Source organism: Janthinobacterium sp. CG_23.4, from assembly GCF_029892305.1.
In the GTDB taxonomy this organism is placed as follows: Bacteria; Pseudomonadota; Gammaproteobacteria; order Burkholderiales; family Burkholderiaceae_D; genus Janthinobacterium; species Janthinobacterium lividum_D.
This window is the reverse complement of the sequence record NZ_JARXUX010000001.1, coordinates 772,182-795,335: the sequence shown is the minus strand read 5'-3', so window position 1 is coordinate 795,335 and position 23,154 is coordinate 772,182. Positions and strand designations below refer to the sequence as shown.

The 23,154-nt window shown below is 60.7% G+C and carries 18 protein-coding genes and 1 pseudogene; 8 read left to right on the top strand and 11 right to left on the bottom strand.

Translation table 11 applies throughout. From position 1 onward, the window contains the following. Positions 1-82 precede the first annotated feature (82 nt). Positions 83-1,072, top strand: a complete 990-nt coding sequence (gene ispB / locus H4V96_RS03555; RefSeq protein WP_043460840.1) for an octaprenyl diphosphate synthase — start codon at positions 83-85, stop codon at positions 1,070-1,072. Positions 1,073-1,173: 101 nt separating this feature from the next. Here the strand turns inward: ispB and arsH are convergent, their stop codons facing one another. The 4 genes from arsH to tssK all read right to left on the bottom strand — a co-directional run bounded on the left by arsH (position 1,174) and on the right by tssK (position 4,378). Continuing rightward, positions 1,174-1,923, bottom strand: coding sequence for an arsenical resistance protein ArsH (arsH, locus tag H4V96_RS03550; protein ID WP_196856681.1), 750 nt, complete (start codon positions 1,921-1,923; stop codon positions 1,174-1,176). A 1-nt stretch (position 1,924) separates the two neighbouring features. Further along, positions 1,925-2,347, bottom strand: coding sequence for an arsenate reductase (glutaredoxin) (gene arsC / locus H4V96_RS03545; protein ID WP_070345735.1), 423 nt, complete (start codon positions 2,345-2,347; stop codon positions 1,925-1,927). Then, the gene (locus H4V96_RS03540) at positions 2,344-2,718 is read right to left on the bottom strand and encodes a metalloregulator ArsR/SmtB family transcription factor (protein WP_280720699.1); all 375 of its coding nucleotides are present in this window, start codon (positions 2,716-2,718) and stop codon (positions 2,344-2,346) included. Before H4V96_RS03540 ends, arsC begins: the two co-directional genes overlap by 4 nt. 232 nt (positions 2,719-2,950) lie before the next feature. Continuing rightward, positions 2,951-4,378, bottom strand: coding sequence for a type VI secretion system baseplate subunit TssK (gene tssK, locus H4V96_RS03535; protein ID WP_280720698.1), 1,428 nt, complete (start codon positions 4,376-4,378; stop codon positions 2,951-2,953). A 152-nt stretch (positions 4,379-4,530) separates the two neighbouring features. Between tssK and tssF the strand changes: the two are divergent. From tssF to H4V96_RS03500, 7 genes and pseudogenes are all read left to right on the top strand, one after another. Further along, positions 4,531-6,356, top strand: a pseudogene (tssF, locus tag H4V96_RS03530) (type VI secretion system baseplate subunit TssF). Beyond that, a complete protein-coding gene (tssG, locus tag H4V96_RS03525) occupies positions 6,320-7,474 on the top strand; it encodes a type VI secretion system baseplate subunit TssG (RefSeq protein WP_280720697.1) in 1,155 nt (384 codons plus the stop codon). Before tssF ends, tssG begins: the two are co-directional and overlap by 37 nt. Positions 7,475-7,536: 62 nt before the next feature. Then, complete coding sequence (locus H4V96_RS03520; protein WP_196856683.1) at positions 7,537-8,547, top strand: hypothetical protein; 1,011 nt, start codon at positions 7,537-7,539, stop codon at positions 8,545-8,547. Between the two features lie 103 nt (positions 8,548-8,650). Continuing rightward, positions 8,651-11,482 (top strand): type VI secretion system tip protein TssI/VgrG, encoded by a 2,832-nt coding sequence (gene tssI / locus H4V96_RS03515; protein WP_280720696.1) that lies wholly within the window; start codon positions 8,651-8,653, stop codon positions 11,480-11,482. A gap of 31 nt (positions 11,483-11,513) precedes the next feature. Beyond that, positions 11,514-13,454, top strand: coding sequence for a phospholipase D-like domain-containing protein (locus tag H4V96_RS03510; protein ID WP_280720695.1), 1,941 nt, complete (start codon positions 11,514-11,516; stop codon positions 13,452-13,454). Between the two features lie 2 nt (positions 13,455-13,456). Next, entirely contained in the window at positions 13,457-14,485 is a 1,029-nt protein-coding gene (locus H4V96_RS03505; protein ID WP_280720694.1) for a tetratricopeptide repeat protein, read from the top strand. Between the two features lie 28 nt (positions 14,486-14,513). Next, positions 14,514-14,792, top strand: coding sequence for a PAAR domain-containing protein (locus H4V96_RS03500; protein ID WP_196856684.1), 279 nt, complete (start codon positions 14,514-14,516; stop codon positions 14,790-14,792). Positions 14,793-15,093: 301 nt separating this feature from the next. On the opposite strand, the gene H4V96_RS03495 is transcribed toward H4V96_RS03500, so the two are convergent. The 7 genes from H4V96_RS03495 to H4V96_RS03465 form a co-directional block, all read right to left on the bottom strand. Then, complete coding sequence (locus H4V96_RS03495; RefSeq protein ID WP_196856685.1) at positions 15,094-15,480, bottom strand: hypothetical protein; 387 nt, start codon at positions 15,478-15,480, stop codon at positions 15,094-15,096. A gap of 70 nt (positions 15,481-15,550) precedes the next feature. Continuing rightward, complete coding sequence (locus tag H4V96_RS03490) at positions 15,551-16,897, bottom strand: PepSY-associated TM helix domain-containing protein (RefSeq protein ID WP_196856686.1); 1,347 nt, start codon at positions 16,895-16,897, stop codon at positions 15,551-15,553. An 8-nt stretch (positions 16,898-16,905) separates the two neighbouring features. Further along, on the bottom strand, positions 16,906-19,017 hold the full coding sequence (locus H4V96_RS03485) for a TonB-dependent receptor (protein ID WP_280720693.1): 2,112 nt from the start codon (positions 19,015-19,017) through the stop codon (positions 16,906-16,908). Positions 19,018-19,094: 77 nt separating this feature from the next. After that, a complete protein-coding gene (locus H4V96_RS03480; RefSeq protein ID WP_196856687.1) occupies positions 19,095-19,493 on the bottom strand; it encodes a DUF2946 domain-containing protein in 399 nt (132 codons plus the stop codon). 53 nt (positions 19,494-19,546) lie between these two features. Further along, complete coding sequence (locus H4V96_RS03475) at positions 19,547-20,152, bottom strand: PqiC family protein (RefSeq protein ID WP_280720692.1); 606 nt, start codon at positions 20,150-20,152, stop codon at positions 19,547-19,549. Further along, positions 20,149-21,777, bottom strand: coding sequence for an MlaD family protein (locus H4V96_RS03470; RefSeq protein ID WP_196856688.1), 1,629 nt, complete (start codon positions 21,775-21,777; stop codon positions 20,149-20,151). Before H4V96_RS03470 ends, H4V96_RS03475 begins: the two co-directional genes overlap by 4 nt. Then, a complete protein-coding gene (locus H4V96_RS03465; protein ID WP_196856689.1) occupies positions 21,770-23,107 on the bottom strand; it encodes a paraquat-inducible protein A in 1,338 nt (445 codons plus the stop codon). The genes H4V96_RS03470 and H4V96_RS03465 overlap by 8 nt, the downstream gene beginning before the upstream one ends. Between the last annotated feature and the right edge of the window lie 47 nt (positions 23,108-23,154).

Sequence of the window (23,154 nt, the reverse complement as noted above, 5' to 3'; positions counted from 1 at the left end):
GCTCCGCAGCCATAGGCAAACATCACGCCCGCGCATGCCTTGTCGTATAATCGGCGCACCCACAATCTAATGCAGGTTCGCCTTGTCTGACGCCAACAAACACGTTAACCAAAACACCATCGTGCAAACGATTGCCGCCGACATGGATGCAGTCAACACAGTGATCCGCCAAAAACTGCACTCCGATGTGATGCTGATCAATCAGATCGCCGAATACATCATCAGCGCAGGCGGCAAACGCATTCGTCCCGTGCTGATTTTGCTAGTGGCCAATGCCCATGCCTATCGCGGCACGGCGCACCATGAACTGGCTGCCGTCGTCGAATTCATCCATACCGCCACCCTGCTGCACGACGATGTCGTCGACGAATCGTCGATGCGCCGCGGACGCCAAACGGCCAACGCCCTGTTCGGCAATGCCGCCTCGGTGCTGGTGGGCGACTTCCTGCACTCGCGCTCGTTCCAACTGATGGTATCGCTGAACAATATGCGCGTCATGCAAATTCTCTCCGACGCCACCAACGTGATCGCCGAAGGCGAAGTGCTGCAATTGCTGAACATGCACGATCCGGACGTGACGCAAGACAGCTACCTGAACGTCATCCGCTCGAAGACAGCCAAGCTGTTCGAAGCGTCGGCGCAACTGGGCGCCCTGATCGCCGGCGCCAGCGAAGACGATATCGAAGCGGCGGCCGAATACGGCCGTTCGCTGGGCACGGCTTTCCAGCTGATCGACGACGTGCTCGACTATGCAGGCGATGCCAGCGAAATCGGCAAGAACGTGGGCGACGACTTGCGCGAAGGCAAGCCGACCATGCCGCTGATCTGGTTGATGGAAAACGGCACGCCGGAACAGCGCGAACTGGTGCGCAGTTGCATCGAGCAGGGCGACGAACAGCATTTCGACGCCATCCTGGCCGCCATCACCAGCAGCGGCGCGCTCGACTACACGCGCCAGCAGGCGGAAATCGCCGGCCGCCGCGCCGCCGATGCCATCGCCGGCTGGCCGGACAGCGCCTACAAGCAATCCATGCTGCAACTGTGCTCGTTTGCCGTCGACCGCAATCACTGATCGCGTTTCACTCCACACAAGGCAAAGCGGCAGCACTGCACTGTACCGCGCAAGTTGGATAGCAACTTGCGCGGTTTTTTCATGGCCGCCCTACTGGCGCCCTACTTGCGCTCATGCTCCATGGCCGCGTCCGCCAATGCGCGCACGACGGCCGGCTCCGCTTGCAGCCGCTCGCTGTAGCGGCTGCCCAGGTAATCGCGGCGGTCGCGTACCAGCAAAGTAAATTTATACAATTCTTCCATCACGTCGACCAGCCGCTCGTAATACGGCGACGGCTTCATGCGACCCGCATCGTCGAATTCCTGATACGCCTTGGCCACCGAAGACTGGTTCGGAATGGTCACCATGCGCATCCAGCGCCCCAGCACGCGCAAGCCGTTGACGGCGTTGAATGATTGCGAACCACCCGACACTTGCATCACGGCAAGGGTGCGTCCCTGCGTCGGGCGCACGCTGCCCGTCTCCAGCGGCAGCCAGTCGACCTGCGATTTGAACACGCCCGTGACGGCCCCATGCCGCTCGGGACTGCACCAAACTTGCCCTTCCGACCAGAGCGACAGCGCGCGCAGCTCCTGCACTTTCGGATGCTCGGGCGAGACGCTGTCGACCATGGGCAAGCCATGCGGATCGAACACGCGCGTGTCGGCGCCAAAGTGGCGCAAGATGCGTTCCGCCTCCAGGGTCAGCAGCTTGCTGTACGAGCGTTCGCGCAAGGAACCGTACAGCAGCAGGATGCGCGGCGCGTGAGTAGAAACCGTGAGCGGCGCCAATTTATCCAGGCTGGGCAGGTCCAGGTGAGCGGCGCTGATGTTGGGCAGCGCATTCGATAGTTCCTCGGGAAAATCATCCATCTCAGGCTACCGGCTTGCCGCCGTCGCCCACCACGGGCTGACCATCTTCCTTGACGAAGGCGCCTAGCTGCGGCAGCGGCAAGATCTCCAGCACTTTTTCGGAAGGCCGGCACAGGCGCACGCCCCGTTCCGTGACGACGATGGGGCGGTTGATCAAAACAGGATGAGCTTGCATGGCATCGAGCAGGGCCGCATCGCTCAGCTCAAGATTGGCCAGGCCCAGTTCCTCGTACAGGGCGCCCTTGTCGCGCATCACGGCGCGCACGGACAGTCCGGCGCGCTTGATCAGGTCGACCAATTCTTCACGCGATGGCGGGTGCTTGAGGTAATCGATGATGACGGGCTCGACGCCCGTATTGCGGATCAGAGCCAAGGTGTTGCGCGAGGTGCCGCAAGCCGTGTTGTGATAAATCGTGACACTCATGGTGTGCTTTCGTTGGTTATATGGCCGCTGTCCGTGACGCAGCAAGGGGCGCCGGCGCAGCAGTTCTCGGTCAAAAAGGCCAGCAAGCCGTTCATGCCCGCATAGTTAGCGGCGTAGATGATGGAGCGCCCAGCCTTGCTCGCCGTCAGCAGATCGGCGTGCGCCAGTTCCTTCAAGTGAAACGACAGCGACGATGGCGCAATGGTCAGCGCCTCGGCGATTTTCATCGCGGCCATGCCCTCCGGCCCCGCTTGTACCAGCAGGCGGAACACGGCCAGCCGCGATTCCTGTGCCAATGCCGCCAAGGCAACGATGGCGGAAGCACTCGTCAGCGGCGTTACCCGACTGGCTATTGTCTTTTCATTTTCCATATTTCAATAATACTCGAATTATGGAATTATCTCAAGCGACAGCCCTGGCATCAGATGGCGCATCAGGCGCGATGGGCTGTTGGCTTAACTTGATATTCATGCCACTCATGCAGCACTGATTGAAAGTATTGCCTCATGCTTCTGATGTAAGCAAAACCACGAACGTTCCAAACGGGACAAAGAAACACTTCCAGTCTTCTCGGGATCTCGTGCGTGTGCGCGAAATTTAAGCCTAGTCGGTAATGGCGAACAACTCCATCCGCAGTTCTGTGAGGGTGCTAGGCGCATAAATGGCTATCGCCTGGGCCTTCATCATCGCTTCGTAAAGCCCACCACGGTTATCAATCGAGAAATAATAAGCGTTTGGACGGACCGGCACTTCCATCGGCACCTGGGTCATGTGCACCAATTGCAGTCCGGGCAAGGCGCTACGAATCAAGGCCTCGATGTCGTGGGGCGATGCGATTTTTAACTGACGTGGCACCTCCGCGACCAGATTGAGCGCTGGCATATTAGCGGTGACGGCAAGGTACAGCCCAGCTTTCCGGTCGAGTAGCGTGGCGTCGATTTTTCCCTGATGATAAGGGCCTTGTTCCTTGTCGAAGCTGAGGGGAATGACGACGTATCTGGACGACACCACCGTATCGAGCAGTTCGCAAATGATGGCGTTCAGCGCGTCGAAACCGGGAGCCGGATTCTCATGGTCATAGGCGGGTAAATCTGATACCGAATACTTCCGGGAAAACGCCATCAGGCCGCCCGCAAGCACCATCAGCTTGTCAAACAGCCGCTCCGGATGGCAATGTCCCGACTTGGCGCAATGGGCCAGGGACGCGTTCGCGGCGCTGACCGTGCTGAGCATCCAGAATGAAGACACGTCGCCACTGTGCGCCTCGATGGCGTTTCCCCGCGGCTGGCGTTGCAGACGGTAGAGTGCCTCGGCTTTCGCGCTCAACTTGCCAAGCAAGCCGCGCAGCATTTCCCGCATGGCCGGGTCAACGTCAACCGACAGGCTTGGTGCCATGAACGTCGGATCGATTTCAAAGGTGCTGTCCTCCTTGCGACGCACCTTAACTAGCGGGATGCAATCGTAGGCGTCACGCATATCGAGATGCGACAGCAGCCGCAGTTTTTTTCTCATGTAGGAAACGTTGGTGCTGAGCGCATCGGTGTAGAGGTCCAGCGTTTGCGCATCGAATGGCGCGTAGCGGGTGTCATCGTAGCGGACCTCGCCGCTGGCAAGATTGCCGCCATGTGCCTTGACGACAGGCAGGGCCGCGTAAAAGACAAAGCTTTGCTCATCCGCAGGCAGCTTGCCCAGGTCTATCGCCAAGGGCAATTCATCGGACAGCGGCGCCTGGTAGATTTCTCCATCCTTGAAAATCAGGGTCAGCGCCTGTGCATACAGGGTGTTGCTCGGCACGCCTTCAATGCTCCAGCGTGCAAGCTGGACGCCCCAGGTGTAGGGATTGATGGCCGAGGCGATATGGCGCAAGCGGGCCTCGTGATACAGGTCCAGTTGCTGGAAATGCTGCGCATCGAGTGTGAGACCTTCGGCCCACAAGACTTTTAATGAGATGCTCATGTTCTCTCCATTGGCATGCATTGCTCGTCGATAGAGTTTGACGCTGCATTTAGGAAACTCATTGAGTTTTCGCAAGAAAGGTCCCAAGCCCGGCCGTTGCCACGATGACGACGAGCAATACCCTCCACTGCCACCAATATTGCGCAACCGCAACATATTCGCCATCGCTTGATTGATACTTGAACATCTGCACACGGCTTTCGTCCGTGAGGGGCAAGGAGAGCTTGATGGAAGACTTATTGCCGTATTTCGAGCGTGAACTGGTGTATCTGCGTCGCCTCGGCCGCGAATTTTACGAGCGCTATCCGAGGGTGGGTGGCGCCCTGCAGCTGGGCGACGACACTTGCCCGGACCCGCATGTCGAACAACTGATACAGTCCGTCGCGCTGCTGTCCGCGCGCGTGGCGAAGCGGCTCGACGACAGCTATCCTGAATTGACCGAAGCGCTGCTGGAGACGCTGTTTCCGCACTACCTGAGACCCTTCCCCTCCTGTTCGATAGTGCGCGCCACGTATCCTTCCATCAAGTCGGCGGGCGAGGCACCGATGCTGACCATCGCGCGCGGTACCGAGATGGACTCCAGCGCCGTCGACGGCGTACGCTGCAGTTTCAAGACCGCCTACGACATCGTACTCTCGTCGATGACGCTGGCCGCCGCCCGCTTCGACCGGTAGTACGCGCGCCCTCCAGCGTTACCTTACCGTCATCTGCCAGCGCCGCACTGAGCATCGTCATCGACGGCGCCGCGCCGGCCGAGCTCCCCGCCCTGCGCGTGTTCATCGATGGCGAGCCCTCGTTTTGCGCGGCCCTGCGCGACGCACTTTTCATGCACGCCGTGTGCGCCTATGTTGAAACCGAGCCGGGGCGCTGGACGGCGTTGCCGGCCGTGCCACTGGCGCCGGTCGGTTTCGCCGAGGACGAGGCGCTCATCCCGTTTGACGCCCGCTCGCACGTGGCATACCGGGTGCTCAGCGAGTATTTTGTCTTTCCCGAAAAGTTCAATTTCTTCGACATTGACCTGGTGGCGTTGCGGGCGCTGCTGCCACAGGGATGTCGTCGCTTTACGCTCCATGTGGTCTTGGCCGGACTACGGCCAGATTCCTCGCGCGCCCGCATTCTGGCTAGTCTGTCAGAGACGAATTTGCTGCTCGGTTGTAGCCCGGTGGTCAACCTGTTCCAGCGGCCGGGCCAGCCGATATCCGTGACGCAGTTGACTGCCGACTATGCGGTGGTGGCGGATGCCGCGCACGCCAAGTCGTTCGAGGTGTACTCGATAGACTCGGTCAAGATGGTGCGCCGGCGCGGGCAGAAGGAGGCAGTGACTGAATTCCGGCCGTTTTATTCGCTGCGCCACGGCGAGAACGCGTCCTCAAAGAATGGGCATTACTGGATGCTGCGCAGCGATGACGAATTGGCTGCACTCAGCCCCGGCCACGAAAAGCGCATCACCCTGATTGACAGCGGCTTCAACCCCATGGAGGTCGAAAAGACGAGCCTGTCGATTGCCCTTAGCTGCACCAACAGGGACTTGCCCAACGCGCTGAAGTACGGGCAGGCCGGTGGCGACTTGACGCCGCTGCGCGACGCCGACAGCTACTCGGTTCGCCTTCTGCGTCGGCCGACCCGCACCTACCGTTTTGCCAAAGGGAGCCAGCAATGGCGATTGATTTCCCATCTGACGGTGAACCAGCACGCACTGTCGCAAGGCGGATTGCCGGCTTTGCGCGAAATGCTGGCCCTGTACGACTTGCCACATTCGCCGATTTCGCGGCGTCAGATAGAAGGCATCACTAACTTGCAACAAGCGGCGACGGTGACCTGGATGCGGCACAAGCATGGCGCCGCGCTGGTGCACGGAACCGAGATGCGCATGACACTCGACGAAGAAGCTTTTGTGGGCAGCGGCTTGCTGCTGTTTGTGGAAGTCATCGACCAGTTCCTGGGCCTGTATGTGCAGGTGAACAGCTTCATCGAATTGCTTGTTCTATCCAAACAATCCGACAAGGAACTCATGCGATGCAAGCCAAGAAGCGGCTACCTGACGTTAGTGTAATCCAGGGTTTAATGGATGAACCCCAGCGGTTCCATTTTATCCAGGCTGTGCGCATCCTGGTACGCTGGCTGCGCCAGGCCGGCCTGCCTTACGACCACGAGCAAGCGCTGTGCCAGGTACTGCGCTTTCAGAACAGCCTGTCGCTGAGCTTTCCGGCCAGCCAAATCGAGGCGCTGGGGGCGCAGCCGGCGACGTGCGAGACCGATATCGAATTGCTGCGGGCCATGCGGGAAGCGCCGGGCACGAAGATATTCCTGACGCCCGCGTTCTTGGGGCTCCTTGGCGTGAACGCTGGCCTGCCTTTACATCGCACGGAGCGGATTAGCGCCGCGCAGCGCTGGGACAGGGACGACAGCACCCGTGCGTTTATCGACCTATTTTCCCAGCGCATGGTGGCCATGTTTTTTCAAGCCTGGGGCAAGTATCGCCTGGAGCACCGGCTCGACATGGGTGGCGAGGATGGTCAGTTGCCGCTGTTGACTGCATTGGCGGGTATTCGCCGTGACGCGCTGCCCGGCGGCGCAGACGATGGCACCTGCGATATGGCGGGATTCTATGCCGCATTGTTGCGCACCCGGCCGGTGGCGGCAAGCTCGGTCGCGCGCGTGTTGACGCATCACTTCGGGGTGCAGGTCACGCTCGAACCTTTCGTCGAAGTCTGGGATGTCATCCCGAAAAACAAACGCAGCAAGCTCGGTGGCAGGGTCGCCAGGCTGGGTTTCGGCGCGGCGCTGGGCGGGCGCTTGCGGCGCAAGGACCTGCGCGTGCGCTTGAACATCGGCCCCCTCGACGAGGCCGATGCCGAGCGTTTTCTGCCACGCGGAAGCGCCGCCGTGGGGCTGGCGCAAAGGTTGGCGATGTTCGGACTACCGAATCTGCAATTCGAGGTGCGGATTTTATTCAAGCCGTCGTGCCTGCAACGCCTCATCCTGACGAGCAAACCCGGCGTGGGGCGGCGTCTGAATTGGGACGCCTGTCTGTTACGACAAGATGGCAAAGTTTCCAGAGACACGGCCAGCTACCTGCTGCGGCCCATCGATGCTGGCCCACGCGGCGACAGTCCGAAAGCGGCTGGGGTGCGCGATGCAGATGCTTCAATCCGGCCAAGTGGCCTTTGAGCAGGAGTAAGGCGATGAGACCACTTCTATCCGTAAGCAGCCCAGCCATGTCGGCTTGCTTCATGGCGATAGCAGCCTGCCGCGCGCGCGGCGACGATGTGCATCCTATGCATGTGCGAAATATCGGTTTTTATCAAACATGGCAACGATGCGCCGCGCAGCGCGAAGACGGGGCCGCCCAGTTGAGCGCCGCAGACGTGCTGGCCAGGCTGCATCTGCGCTTCGCCGAGAACGACGACCTGGTACGCAATATTTTACTGCGCCACTCGCCCCGCAATTTTTCCCGGGACGCCATCGAATGCGACGCCATGTTCACCACGGCGGCCCTGATGTTCTGGCAGCGGCCCAACATGGTCATTGAGTTGACACCGGCATTGGAGCGGCTGCTGACGAGTTCCGACCTAGGCGAAGACATTCCCGCCGCCCAGTTGCGACCGCGCATGGCGGCCTGCTATATCCGATTCGGCGAGGCGATGCGGCAAGCAGTCGTGCTGCCCGTAGAGACCGGCGTTCATCGCATCCAAGGTGCCTATGTGTTCGCATCAACGTACAACGGTAAACGAGCCATTTCCATTGTGGCGATTTATGCGGCAGACCGTGACGAGCCCTTGGGCATCAGCAGCCTCGATTTTGTCATCGAGGACGAGCAGGAATCCCTGCTCAGCGTCATCCGGAGTCAGTGCGGGGGGACGGTAGAGTCCGATTCCTTGTTGGCGCAGCAAACGGCGCTGGCACAGCTTTGCACGAAGGTTTTTCTGTACTGGGGCATCGAACAGGCACGCCATGTAAGCCTGACGCCGCATGGCGACGCGTTGCGGCGCTTGCAGGGCATGGGGCCCAGAAAGGCCGCCAAGCTGCTCCGGCAGACCGAACGCCTCTATGACCGCGTAGTATTGGGACCGGACACGCTGCCAGCCCATCTTCGCAGCGCGTCCGGAGAGATGTCGCCGCACTGGCGGCGCGGCCACTTCCGCATGCAGGCGCACGGACCGCGGCTGTCGCTGCGCAAGGTGATGTTCATTTCCCCCACGATAGTGCGCGCAGACCGGCTCACCAGTGATGAGCTCCCTTGAGTCCCCTCAATACGGCTGCCCCGACCCGCACCTACAGTGGCGGATACAGGATAAATAACGACCCATCTCATCCGCCGTCGGCGGGAAGCACATCGGAGGCTGCATGATACGCAACATCGTGGACGCTGGCATGGCGGCGCTGTCCGTATTTGGCGCCCAATCGCAAGCCAATCGGCTCATGCGCATGGACTTCCCGCAGGTGGACAGTCCCGCGAATGCCGTCATGCTGGTCAACAAGGTGCGCATGCGCGAGGAGTTATCGCGCGATTTTCGCATCGAGGCCGAGGTGCTGTCGGATGACGCCGGCATCCCCCTCAAAAGCATGATGGGCAAGATGGTCACCATTTCCCTGGTGCGCGAGAACGGCAGCCTGCGCTACATGAACGGCTACGTCGGCAGTTTCCGTTTTGTCCGTACCGACGGCGGCTTCGCCTATTACCAGATGCTGCTGTCGCCCTGGCTGGCCTTCGCCAAGCTGCGCCAAGACAACGTCTCCTTCCACCACCGCAGCACCATCGAGCTGACCGAAACCACCTTCGCACACTACCGCCAGCGCGACTGGAAGACCAGTCTAGGCCCCGGTTACGACGATAAAAAACTGACCTGCGCCAACCAGCATAACGAGACGGACTACAACCATCTGCACCGTCGTTGGGAAGACGCGGGACTGTATTACCACTACGAGCACCGGGCCGACGGCCACACGCTCATTCTCAGCGACAACTCCACCCTCGCCGAAGCCATCGACGACGCGCATGTCGCCGATGCTGCGGACCAGATGCAGTTTCGCGCCCAGGCCGGATCCGAGGAAGCGGACGGGATTGACGACTGGCAAGCGGTACGGGAACTCGGCTCCGGCAAACTGACACTGGCCAGTTTTAACTATAAGAGCCCGCATCCGCAACGGGTCCAGGGCAGCTCCCTGAACGCGCAGGGCGACGTGGACGGCTATGAACTCTACGAAAACACCGGCGCCTACGGCTACCCGAATCTGCGGGACGGCGAGACCCTGGCGCAGCGCCGCATGGAAGAACATAACCAGCGCACCCAGTATTTCGAAGCGGGCGGCAACGACCGCGCCGCGCAGCCGGGCCGCACGTTCAAGCTGACCGGCCACTTCAGCGCACAAGTCAAGGCGCCGGCGCCCGGCGAAGACAGGAAACCGGGTATCGGTGCGCGCGACTATCTCATCGTGTCGGTGGAACATGTGGCGAGCAACAATTATCCCGCCGGCCCGGACGGCAAATCGGAATACAGCAATACCCTCGTCTGCCTACGCCGCGACATACGCTGGCACCCGGGACGTCAGCATAACAGCGTGCCGTGTGGCAATCCCGGCGTGCAGACGGCCATCGTCGTCGGCCCGCCCGGCGAGGATATTTATACCGACGCGCTGGCCCGGGTCAAACTGCAATTTCACTGGGACCGGCTGGGTACATTCGACCAGGCCAGTTCGCCGTGGATACGCGTCATGATGCCCATGGCCGGCCAGTACTTCGGCCAGATGTGCTTGCCGCGCGTGGGCCAGGAAGTGCTGGTGCAGTTCGTCGATGGAAATATCGACCATCCCATCGTCGTTGGTGTCGTCTACAACCGCGACAACATGCCGCCCTGGCACTTGCCGGCACAGCGCTCGCTGGCGGGATTGCGCAGCCGCGAATTGAACAGCGGCGGCGATGGCAACAGCAACCATCTGGTACTGGACGATACCAAGGGTGCTCTGCAGGCGCAGCTCAAGAGCGACCACGAGCACAGCCAGCTGTCGCTGGGCAGCATCACCCGCATTGACACGTCCGACGGCCGCATGGACGCGCGCGGCGACGGCTGGGAGCTGGCGACCAATGCCTGGGGCGTGGCGCGTGCGAACCGGGGCATGCTCATCACCACCGAGGCGCGCCCCGATGGCGCCTCGCACATCAAAGACATGGGCGAGACACAGCTGCGCCTGAAGGCCGCCCAGGCCCGGCAAGAGACGCTGGCCAAGCTGGCCCTGCAATCGGGCGCGCAGGACGGCGAGGACCAGGCCAAAACGGTGGCTGCCATTAAGGCGCAGAACGACAGCATCCAGGGCGGCGCGGGCGCCAAGGGCAGCTTTCCCCAACTGGCCGCACCGCACCTGGTGCTGGCCAGCCCGGCCGGCATCGAGACCACGACCCGAGGCAGCACCCATCTGGCCAGCGACCAGCATACGGCCATTACCACCGGACAAGACCTGTCCATCGCCAGCGGCGCCAGCCTGTTTGCCAGCGTGCGGCAAGCATTGCGCCTGTTCGTGCAGCAGGCCGGCATGCGCCTAGTCGCAGCAGCCGGCGATATCGATGTGCGGGCGTTGAAGGACAGCATCAACATCTTTGCCAAGCTCAACATCACGCACACGGCCAACCGTATCACCATCAGCGCCAAGGAGGAAGTGCTCATCAACGGCGGCGGCAGCTACGCCAGGTTCAGCGCCGGCGGCATCGAACAAGGCAGCAACGGCACTTTTGTCGCGCATGCAGTGAGCCACAGTTTGCGCGGCCCGAAAAACCTGCAGATAGCCCAGGTGCAACCGCCACAGGCCCAGCTGAAGGGCGCGGGCACGTTTCATTTGAACAGTCATCCGGCGGCGGGCGGCGCCCTCAATGCTGGCTTGCCTTACAAACTCTACAAGGATGGCGCGCTGACGGAACACGGGGTGTTTGACGACAACGGCAACATGACTTTCCAGCACGAGCTGGAAAAGCAGTCCACCTACGAGTTGGAGCTCCCCAACGGCAACCGCTATACCGTCGCGTCGAACCCACATGACGAGAAACAGGAAATGAGCGCTGGCATCGGGTACCACGGGTACACCAATTCGGGCGGGGCTGCCAACGAGGGCTACGCGACGCTGGAACAGAGTCGTGTGCTGTCAAATCCTGCATTGGACGACGGCGAAGATTCATCCGAAGTATGACGCCATCGCTGACTTTTTTAAGGACTGCACCATGAGTGGCATGAACAGCAACGTAGACCTCTACAAGCAAACTCTATCCTATCGCGACAACGACGCGCCCTACCAATGCCTCGCACAGCCTTGGTTTGTGCATGTTCCATACCCCGTCCATCCGCCGCGTTATCGCTGTTTTATTGAACCATTGATTTGCGGAGAAACGGTCTTCAGGAAAATAGCGAAGGACGTGGAAAGCGCCAAGCATAGCGTCGACATCATCACATGGGGATTCGACCCTGGCATGGTGCTGGTGCGCGGCAAGAGCGCCGAGGATGGCATACGTTATGGAGATTTACTGAAGAAGATTGCCTCGCGCACGCCCAATCCGGTCAAAGTTCGTTTGCTGGTATGGCACGACAGCGCCGTGACGCAAAAGTTAATGAAAAACAATCCAGGCTACTACGGCAGACGATTTCCATATATCGGATGCGCCATGGGCGGTTATTTTAGCGAATCGCACCAAGCCTATAACGCAGAATGGTATGCGCAGGTTTGCGACGACGCGATACCGAATATTCATTTTCATGTGCGCAAAGTTCCTATCGCTTTGTTAGAAAATTCATTGTCGGGAGAGCTGGCGCCCACTGGTTTTATGACACAAGTCACCAGGAGGTTTGCCACGCACCACCAAAAAATGCTGTTAATTGACTATGAAAATCCGGTCAATGCGATAGGTTATGTGATGGGACACAATTCCGTCACCGACTTCTGGGACACGTCAGAGCACCACTTCCGCGACATCAGACGCGAGCGCATCTACCACATGGAGCATGTGAAGCTACAGAAGGCGGCTTGGAAGGAAGGCGAGTGTTATGACAGTGCTGGTCCAGGATACCAATTGAGTTCGCAGCAGCAGGCGGCCAAGGAGTGGCTTGTCCAATCATACATCGACAAGAATAGCCATGTGGTGAAACCGTATCAGGATGTGTCCTGTCGCTTGCATGGTCCGATTCTCTACGACCTCAATCATAATTTCTGCCAAGCGTGGGAAAAGTCAACCAGGCCTTCCTCTCTCTTCATGGACACGGCCTGGTTTTTTAATCCGCCAATCAAGCGTATCGTTAAGAAAGCTGGGGACTGGCTTCATGATGAGATGGACCCGGAGTTCATCGCGCGGCGCGCGAAGATACCATTGAGCGCGTTCAGACTACAAAACGGCTTACACAATGTACAGCTGCTGCGCACCGAGCCGCAGCATACAGAGAAAACCATTAAGGAATGCTACGCCAACCTGAGTCGGCAAACTCTTCGCTACATCTTCATACAGAACCAATATATCCAGTATGAGCCTTGGGCGGAGCATCTCATCGAATGCGTCGGCCGCCTGCGTTCGGCCGGCTACCTGAAGCCGATATATGTGTTCATCCTGACCTCCACCCCGGAAAATGATGGCATGGACGTGCCGACCTACGATGTAGCCAGCAAGGTGGGCAGGAGTGAGGCAATGAAGGTGGAGCACGAAGAAGCCTTGAAGCTGGCGCGGGAGAAAAAGACCAAACCGCCGATTACTGCGGAAGAACTGGCCGAGCGTGGCGTCAAGGTTTTTATGGGGTCGCTTTGGACTTGTGCCAGGGACAAAGACAGGCTGCAAGCGACGGACTATGAAGAAATCTATATCCACGCCAAGGTGGCGATTGTGGATGACGCCGCGTTCACGATAGGCTCGGCCAACCTGAATCTACGCAGCATGGCATTAGACAGCGAGCTTAACGTGCTGAGCGAGGCGAAGGAGGTAGCGTTTCAATTGCGCTGTGATTTGTTCAGCCAGTGCTCTGGGATGGCGGGGCCAGCGCAATTCAGTGATATGTCCAAGACATTTAGGAACTGGGGGGATGTGGCGCTCCAAAATAAGAAATTGATGGCAGCGGGTTTGGCACTTGAAAGCCAGATTATGCCGTTCTATGTGGACCGCAAACCTGGCTCGCCTGTCGTATAGACATGAGCAATTACCGACTGCGCCTGATATATGCGTTCACCTTGCTAGTGGTATTGGCGGCAGGCGCATTTTCCCTCAACTTCTATTTACAGGAGAGAGCCTTGCACGCCTTGCCATATGGATTCAAGAAGTTCAGTATGTCTGACCCGCTACCCGCATGCGCGCGCTGGAAGGACCACATGCCGGCAAGCCGCGACCCGGCAGCATACCGGCTCTATATCGAGGCTCGCAAGGTATGGCGTAGCAAGATAGCGTGGCAATTCACCCGAGAGGAGACCACGCGCATACTCACCGATGTGAAAAAGGCCGCCGAGTTGGCGGACTGGGGAGCGCGTGCACTGATGGCTCATTTTTATCTGCACGGACTCGGCGTTCTCGAAACCAACCACGTGCTTGATGCAGACCCCGCCAAGAGTGTCGAAATCGCCCGCATGGCGGCAAAGGAGATGCAACCTTGGGGACTGTATGACCTTGGCGTAGCTTACGAGCATGGTTATGGAGGGGCACCTTACGATGTCGATTTGGCTTGGGCATACTATCTGAGGGCAGCCCAACTAGGCAGTCCAGAGGCACAGATGACACTTGCCCAGGCCTATAGCGACGCTGGAAGATTAGGCGACGAAAAAACTATGCAGCAATGTGCATACCAACAAGGTCATGGCCCCGCCGCGTATGAGTTGGGAATGACTGCAAGAATCCATAAACGCTTCACGGAGGCCATAACAATCTACCAAGAGGGCGTAAAATTTGGAAATTCGAACTGCGCGGCTGCCCTATGGTTGTTATTTGACGATGGGCATTGGACCAATGCGAAGGATGAGGAAAAATCCGCCTTAAAACTACTCGGCGTCACATTGGACCGGGAACGCAGCAGTCGATACAAGACCGTTTCCGAAGTGTTGGATGTCAATCCGGACTTGAAACTGAGCAGGCTCGACCAAGTACTTCCATTGCCTCCAGCCCCACTACCGAAATGGTCCGGCGTGGATAGCGCTGTGGAGCCCGAATCCAACGGCCGTCCCACTTACTGAGACTAGCAAGAACAAACAGGAGAACCACATGCCCTTGAAAATCATCACAGTAGGTGATTCTACCGACCATGGAGGGAAAGTCATCAGCGGCTCACCCACACACGATATCGGTGGCAAGGCGATTGCGCGGCTGGGCGACGACGTCATGTGCCCGCAGCGCTATCCCGGTGGCGCGCCGCATGGCGTCAATAAAATCATTACTGCGCATGAAACCCTCACCGCCGGGGGCATACCGGTGGCCGTACATGGCTGCAAGACGGCATGCGGATGCTCGCTCGTCGGCAAGGCCAACGCGACAGTGGAATAGCTGGCCGTAGGCATCTGTATCTATTACGCCACCGCAATATTTGATCTGCGCGTTGACGTGTGATCGGGAAGTACACTATTAATTAAACAATTGAGCACTTTGATCGCACTAGGGTACGCTCTTATGTCGTTCCTGATAGTTCTGGCGTACTGAGCTTCCTCATGCGTTCTCGACCATACTGTTCAATATGCGGCATCTGGAGCGATCGTCGGAACTGGAAACGTCCTCGCCGCCGTGTATTCCATCTACGCTGAACACGGCCTTGCACAGGCCAAGACCAGCCTGTAACGCTTGGCGCGGATTACAAGGCGGCGTCGGCCAGCAATTCGGGGCGCAGCGCGCGGATGCGCAGTTCCGTGAAGTAGCCGCCCGCCTCGTTGTAGCGCAGGTAGTGGCGGGCGCAATTGAGGCAGCGCGCCACCTGGCTCAGGTTGGCGGGATAGTAGCGCGGCGCGATGGGTGCATCGACGCTGTCATAGCGCGTGCCATCGGGATGGTACTCTTCAAACGTGGGCTCCTCGTACGGGTCTTCGCGCAGGGTGCCGACCTCCTCGAAACGGTCGAGTTGCAGCGAGGTGGGCAGGCGCTGCCACGCGGCCAGCGACACCGTGCAGCAGCTGCATTTTTTTGTTACCAGTGCCGAAGCGGCGGCCAGCACGGACAAGGCGGGAAAGTCGATGAATAACATGCGTCAACCAATACAAGGGGGCGGCCCCAGGCAACGAGCCGGGCCGCACCCCCTATTTTAGCGCAGACTTTTAGCGCAGGCCCGCCCTGCCGATACGCTTACCCCATTTTGCCAGCCCCAGTTCGAGCAGCATCAGCACGCAGGCGGAAATGAACAGCAATGGCATCAGTGCACACATGGCGGCGCCAAGCAGCCAGGCCAGCGCTGAAGGCGAGGTCCAGGCGTCAGGCAGCAAGCGGGGCAAGCCCAGTGAGCCTGGCAAGCGCCGCTTGAAGAACATCACCCAGCCCGATACCAGCGAGAACAGCACGCTGGCGCCAAACAGCAGTAACAGCGCCTGGTTCCACCAGCCGAACTCACCCCGGTGAAACGGTATGCCGATGGCGGTGGCTTTGCCGAACGCCGTCTGCGCCTCCCACCCGGCGTAATACAGGGGCTTGCCGCTATAGGCATCGAATTGCAGGTCGAAGCGCAACGTGGGCTGGCTGCGGTCGGCCATGGTGGCGCGCCACACATCGTCCTGGCTGGCCGGCGCGGTCAGCTGCAAGGCGATGGCCGGTGCATGGCTGCGCGCCACCTGCCAAGCGTCCTGCCAGTCGAGCGGACCTCCCGCGCCATGCTCGCTTGAGTGCAAGCCGCGCGGCACGGGCGGCGGCGCCTGGCCGCTGATGTCGCGCAGCGCGCGTATGCGCCCGCCCGCCTGCTGGCTCCACGTCAAGCCCGTCGCCAAGATGACCAAACTGATGACGCCAAGCGCCACGCCCAGGAAGGCATGCCATTGGCGCCAGCCATTGCGCCCGCGCGCGCCGCGCTTGGGCAAGCCCGATTGGCTGCCGCGCGGCCACCACAGGACTACGCCCGTCACCAACATCACCATCAGCCAACTGGCCGCCAGCTCGATCATCCAGCGCCAGCCATCGTTTTGCAGCAGGCGCGAATGCAGCTTTTTGGCCCAGTTGCCGAAGCGCTCCGCGCCTACCAGGCTACCGAGCACGCGCGCATCATACGGATTGACGTAGACGATGACGGCTTGCGCGGGCAGGCCGAACTTCGGTTTGCGCGGCGCGCCATGTCCGCCATGGCCCGCATGCTCGTCCACGCCGCCGCCGGGCGGCGCGAACGCCACCTGCACCGCGTCGTCCCCTTGAAATGGTGGCACCACGTGCTGCACGGCCCAGCCACGCGGCGCCGCCTGTTCCGCTGCCGCCACGGCAGCGTCCAGCGCCAGCATGGACGCTTGCGGGGCCACATGGTCAAGTTGCTGGTACAGCCTGGCCTCGATCTGCGGCGTGAACACATACAAGATGCCCGTCAAGGTAGCCACCAGCGCAAACGGCGAGGCGATCAGCGCGGCCCAGAAGTGGATGCGCCAGTACAGGCTTTTACGCCGTGCGATGAGAAAAGTTGCGTCGTCCATGGCCGTCTTCACAGTGCATTGAAGGTATAGCCCAGGCCCAGCATCACGCTGCGCGGCGCACCGGGCGTGTACTGGTTCTGGCTGTTCGGCGCGTAACTGCCCACGCCCGAGTAGCTGCTACTGGCCGAATCGGCATAGCGCTTATCCATCAGGTTGCGCACCTGCGCCCACGCTTCCAGGCCACGCGCCAGCTGGTAGCTGGCGCGCAGGTTCAGCAACGCGTGGCCTTTGTACTGCACCGTATTGGCGTTGTTCATCCAGTAGCGGCCTTGATGCACGGCTTCGAGCGCCACCCTGGCGCCGGCCAAAGGCTTGTAGCCGATCTCGACCGAGGTGATGTCGCGCGGCGCCTGCGGCATGCTGCGTCCACTGTAATCGAGGCTGGCAGACACCTGGTAGCGCAGATAGCGGTGACGCGCGATCGCCGTGGCGAAGCGCGCGTCGAACGGGCCGCTATCGTAGTTCAGCCCAAGCTCCAGGCCTTCGCTGCGCGTGCGGCCCGCATTGCGGTTTTCGCTGTTGCCCGGCGAAAGCGTATAGCTGACGATGGTGTCACGCCCATCGAGGCGGTACACGGCCGTATCGAGTTTCAGGCGGCCCTGCAAGAAGGCCCAGCGCAAGCCCAGCTCATAGTTGTTGTAGACCGACGGCTGCAGGTCGGCGATGCCCGTCTTGCCATACAGCTGACTCACTTCTGGCGGCGTAAAACCCTGGCTGACGTTGGCATACGCGCTGCCCGCATGGCCGAGCGCGTAGGTGCCACCGAGCTTCGGACTGAGGTGCGAAAAGCTGCGCGACTCGTCCGGTGCGCCGTAATTGACGCTGCCACCGGGCGCCAGCTTGTTATGGTAATCGTAGCGAATGGCATCCGAGCGAGCGCCCAGCACCACGCGCGTGCCCGCCAGCGGAGAAAATTCCCATTGCGCGAAGACGGCCGTATTCAGAATGTCCGTCTGGTAGTCGCGCACGCCCTGCGGATTGACGGCATTGGCCAGCGTATAGCGCAGATAGCGGCCCGTGGCGGCATCGCGCACGATGGACAGGTTGTCGCTGACAAAAGGGTTGTCGCTCTTGTCCACGTACACGCCAGCGACCAGGCGCGAACGCAGCCAGGTGAATTCCTGCTGGTGTTTCACATCCAGCCCCAGCGAATCGACGTGGTTGTTATTGATGACACCCTTGCACAGCGTACCGACGCAACTACCGATGGAATACGCGGGAATCTGCCCATGGTCGTTCTTGCGCGTAAACACGGTGACGGTGCTTGTGCCGTTGACCGTCGTCTCGCCTTCCCACGCCAGATTCATGCGCGTGGTCTTGTCTTTGCGGTAAGTAAAGGTGTTCAGGCTCTTGCCGGGCGCATTGCGGTAGTCATTTTCAAACAGACTGCCCGTCATGGCCGCATCGAGATCCATGTGGACCAGGGTGGCGCGCAGCTGCGAGGTAGGACTGAGCGCATAGTCGGCGCGCAGCGAGAACGAATCCTTGTCGCCATAGCTGTACTCTTGCCAGTTGTCGCGCGAACGGCGCGAACTGTAATGGGAAAAGCGCAGTCCCAGCGGCCCCCAGGTATCGCTGGCAGAGGTGTCATAGCGGCTGAAGCCGGCCACATTATCGCGCCGGATGTCCACTTTGGCCGTCGGCGTGGCGCTGGCGCCAGCGCTGAGGAAATTGACGGCGCCGCCCACGGCATTGCTGCCATACAGCGAGGAAGCAGCGCCCTTCACCACTTCCACGCCGCTCGCCCCCGCCATATTCATCTCGTTGAGCGAGTTGTGGTTGAAGACGCCCAGCGGGCGGATCGGAATACCATCTTCCAGGTACTGGTAGACGGCATTCGTGCCGATAGGCTGGCGGATGCTCATGCTGTGCTGCTCGTTGCCCAGATCATTCCAGTACACGCCGGCGATGCGGTTGAGGATATCGCCCATGGTCTTGGGCTTGTCGCGTTCCAGCAATGCCGCATTGACGACGCCGATGGCTTGCGGCGTCTCGGACAGCCACGATTGTGCGCGCGAACCGGAAACGACGACGGTATCGATGGCGTGATCGGCTTGCGCCTGCGCGCAGGGGTAGGCCAAGGTGATGGCCACGGCCAGCACCAATAATCTTTTATTCATGTGATTCTCGTTTAAATGTGCGGATGCCGCCCGTCACGCTCAAGGGCGCAAGAGGCAAGCACTAAAGATGCTAGAAATTAAACGAGGCCGGGCGGCGCGCGCGATTGCGCGGTAGACCAGATGAACAGCGGGGACGGCGACTGGTAGTACAGGGCCGGGAAAATGGCCGTGCCGCTGGCCACAAGCAGCGGCAGCACGGGACTGGGCGGCAAGCCTATGGAGCCCGCATGCGTGGAACAGAAGGCACAATGCTCCATCTGCATGGCCTTGCCGCCGGTCTTGCCGTCGCCGGCGCCGTCATCGACCTGGACAAGCTGGACGAAACGGATGCCGGCCACCGAACAGATTTCCGCCCAGCCGGAGCCGGACTGCTGCTTGGCATTGGCGACGGCGTGGGAAATCGACGGCGCGAGCGCCGCCAGCAGAATCGCGAAACAGGCGATCCAGGCGGCGCAGCGGCGTGTGAAAGAGGTCATTCCCATGCCGGCATTTTACCAGCGGCCGGCGGGACTGGGTAGCAGAAAGCGGCTCAGGCGGCCGGGCAGGCAGCGTGGCCGTTGTCAAAAGCACGCACCACATTCGCCACATCGGCAGCGATGCGCCCGACGGCGCGGCGGTGGCCCCGCACCAGTTCAGCGTAGCCTGCGCCCACTTTTTCATTGGCGATGGTGCGGCAAGTGAGCACCTTGTTGCTGGCCAACTGGCGCGCGCTCCACACGGCATCGATCAGCGCATACTGGCCCATGACGGACTCGAAGCGCTGCACATTGGTGCTGATGCGGTACACGGGCAGGTTGTCGGAGTGCGGCGTGCGAAATACATCGATGGCGCCCAGGTCATTCGTCAAGGCCGTCGACAAGGCCTGACCGATCTCGCCGGCCAGCGGGCCTGCCCAGCGCTGCTGCTCGAGCAATTCGATGCGTCCAGACGGCGCCGTCACGACGAACTGATTGCGGCTCACCTGTTGTGGCACGCTGACGGCCAGCACCTCGACATAATATTTGACGGCTTTGGCCGGCTGCGCATCAACGCCGCCACCGAGCGTATAGAAATACTCGGGCTGGGGCGTGGAGCAGGCGCCCAGCAAGACGCTCGCCAGCAGCGCTGCGCAGCTTACAAGGACGGGCTTCATCATTTTTCATCTCCTTTTTTACCGCGGATCAGGGACTCGGGATGCCGTTCCAGGTAATCCGACAGGGCATTGAGTGATTGCAGGGTTTGCGTCAGCTGTTGCAAGGCCTGGCGCACGTCCGACTGCAGCGGCGAATCCTTTTGCAGCACCTGTTCGGCCGTACCGAAGGTCTGTTTTGCCGCCGTCAGGGTATCGCGCATTTCCGGCACTACCTGGCCATCGAGCTGCTTGAACAGGGTGTTGGCCTGCTTGATGGTCGCGTTCAAATTGTTGCCAAGCTCGGCGTAGGGCACTTGGTCCAGCTTGCGCGCGATACTGGCGATCTGCGTCTGCAGTTCATCCAGGGTATTGGGCACGGTGGGCACTTCCAGCGGATACCTGTTCAAGTCCAAGGCCACTTTCGGCGCTTTCGGGAAGAAGTCCAGCGCGATATACAACTGGCTGGTGAGCAGGTTGCCCGTGCGCAGCTGGGCGCGCAAACCACGACTGACCATGCGTTCGAGCAACTGATGACCGGCCGAGCCTTCCGCATCATCGACGGCCGCCTTGAAGCGCGTGCCCAGGCGTGCAGGATACAGATTGACGGTGACAGGCATGCGGAAATTATTTTTCACGGGGTCGAACTCGATGCCCACCGAGCGCACCTCGCCCAGTACGATGCCACGGAAGTCGACGCTGGCGCCAGGCTGCAAGCCGCGCAGGGACTGGTCGAAATAGAATACGGTGGTAATGGCGTCACCATCGGGCTCGCGCATGGCGCTGGCCTCGTCGGCCGCCAGGCGGTAGCTGGTGCCAGCGGGCGCCGGATCTTCCGGCTTGCGGCCATTTTCCGCCTCGAAGGCTATACCTCCCACCAGCATGGCGGCCAGGGACTGCGTATTTAGCTTGAAGCCGTTCGAATCGAGGCGCACGTCGACGCCGCTGGCATGCCACCAGCGCGCATTCTTGCCGACGAATTGATCGTACGGCGCATTCACGAAGACGGACATGCTAATGCCGTTGCCATCCTTGTCCAGCGCGAAGCTGACCACCTTGCCCACGCGCAGGCGGTGGAAAAACAGGGGCGAACCGACGTCGATGGAACCGAGGCTGTCCGCATGCAGCGTGTACAGCTTGCCCTTCTGGTCACCGGCCACGGCGGGTGGGTTTTCCATGCCGACGAAGTTTTCCCTCTTCTGCTCCGACTTGCCCGTATCAACGCCGATGTAGGCGCCCGACAGCAAGGTACCCAGCCCTGTCACGCCGCTGGCACCGATCTGCGGACGCACCACCCAGAAGCGCGAATCGTTGGTCGCAAAACGGCGTGCTTCCTTGCTCATGTCTATCGTTACGAGCACCTTGCTCAAGTCCTCGCCGAGAGTGATGGCGCGCACCTGACCGATGTCGACATCCTTGTACTTGACCTTGGTCTTGCCCGGCTCCAGCCCTTCGGCGCTCTTGAAGCTGACCGTCAGCGTGGGTCCCTGATCGAGGATGGACTTGGCAGCCAGACCGGCGCCGATCAACGCGGCCAGCAGCGGAATGAGCCATACCAGCGACGGCAGCCAGCGGCTGCCCTGTTCCACATCGGGTTCGGGCAATCGGTGGCCCCCCGTTTCGGCAAGGTCGTTTGCTGCTTTGTCAGCCATGCGGTTCTCCAATCACGGTATTGTTTGCGGCATTTGTCATCATCACGGGCTCTTCCTCTCCAGGCACCTGCTCATCGACGGCGTCCCAGATCAGGCGCGGGTCAAACTGCATCGCCGCCAGCATGGTTAGCACCACCACGGCGCCAAAGGCCAGTGCACCAGGCCCGGCCGTGATCACGGCCAGCGAGTTGAAGCGCACCAGCGCCACTGTCAGGGTGACGACAAAGATATCGAGCATGGACCAGCGGCCGATGAATTCGACCATGCGGTACAAGATGGTGCGCTGGCGCGGCCGCCAGCGCGAGCGCCGCTGCGCGGTGAACGCCAGCAGCGCCAGTACGCCCAGCTTGAGCATGGGCACGACCACGCTGGCGATGAAAATGATGATGGCCAGGCCCTTCGAGCCGCTACTCCAGAACAGCACCACGCCGCTCATGATCGTGTCGTTTTGTGCGCCCAACAGGGAATGCGTCACCATCACGGGCAGCAGATTGGCGGGAATGTAGAGGATCATGGCGGCGATCAGCAAAGCCCAGGTACGGCTGATACTGTTCGGTTTGCGCACGTGCAGGGTCGAGCCGCAGCGTACGCACGCCAGGCGCTTGCCCTTGTCCTTGTGCAGGGGCGGCGCCACCAGGGCGCAGGCGTGGCAGGGCACGACCTTCGCGCTCTGCGCGAAGCCCTGGCAGGCGATGCCAGGCTGCGCCTGCGGCGTCAAATCATCACCCAGGTTCCACAGCGCCTTGGGATCGAAGGAGACGACGATGGCCAGCAGCAGCGTCAGCGCGCCGAAGGCGAACAGTCCCGGTTGCGGCAGCACGGTGGCCAGGCTGCTCATCTTGACGACAGTGATCAGGATGCCGATCATCAGCACCTCTGTCATGCCCCATTCGCGCGCTATCTGCACGGCGCGCAGCACGCGGTTAAAGCCGGGCACCTTGACGCCGCGACGCAAGCCCAGCGCCACATACAGCAGGGACGCCAGTTCAACGGCCGGGAAGACGATGGTGGACAGGAAGACCATGCTCGCCACCACCTGCATCTGCTCGTACCACAGCACGCGGATGGAGCCGAGCAAGGTGGCGCTGGAGGTCAGTCCATTGACGTCGAGTTCGACGATCGGAAAGAACTGCGCGATCAGGAAGGCCAGCGCGGCGGCCAGGGTCAACGCCAGCACCTTGTCCAGACCTGCGCTGGCGCCCCGACCCGATGCGGCTCGGTACAGAACCGAGCGGCAACGGCTACAGCGCGCCTTCTCACGTGGACGCAGCGGACGTTTGCGATACAACACGCCGCAGTCATGACAGCTAATCAGGTCGTATTGGTGCACAGTGTGAAGTTTGCCGGCGCGCAAGCGCGACTATTTCATATCAATGC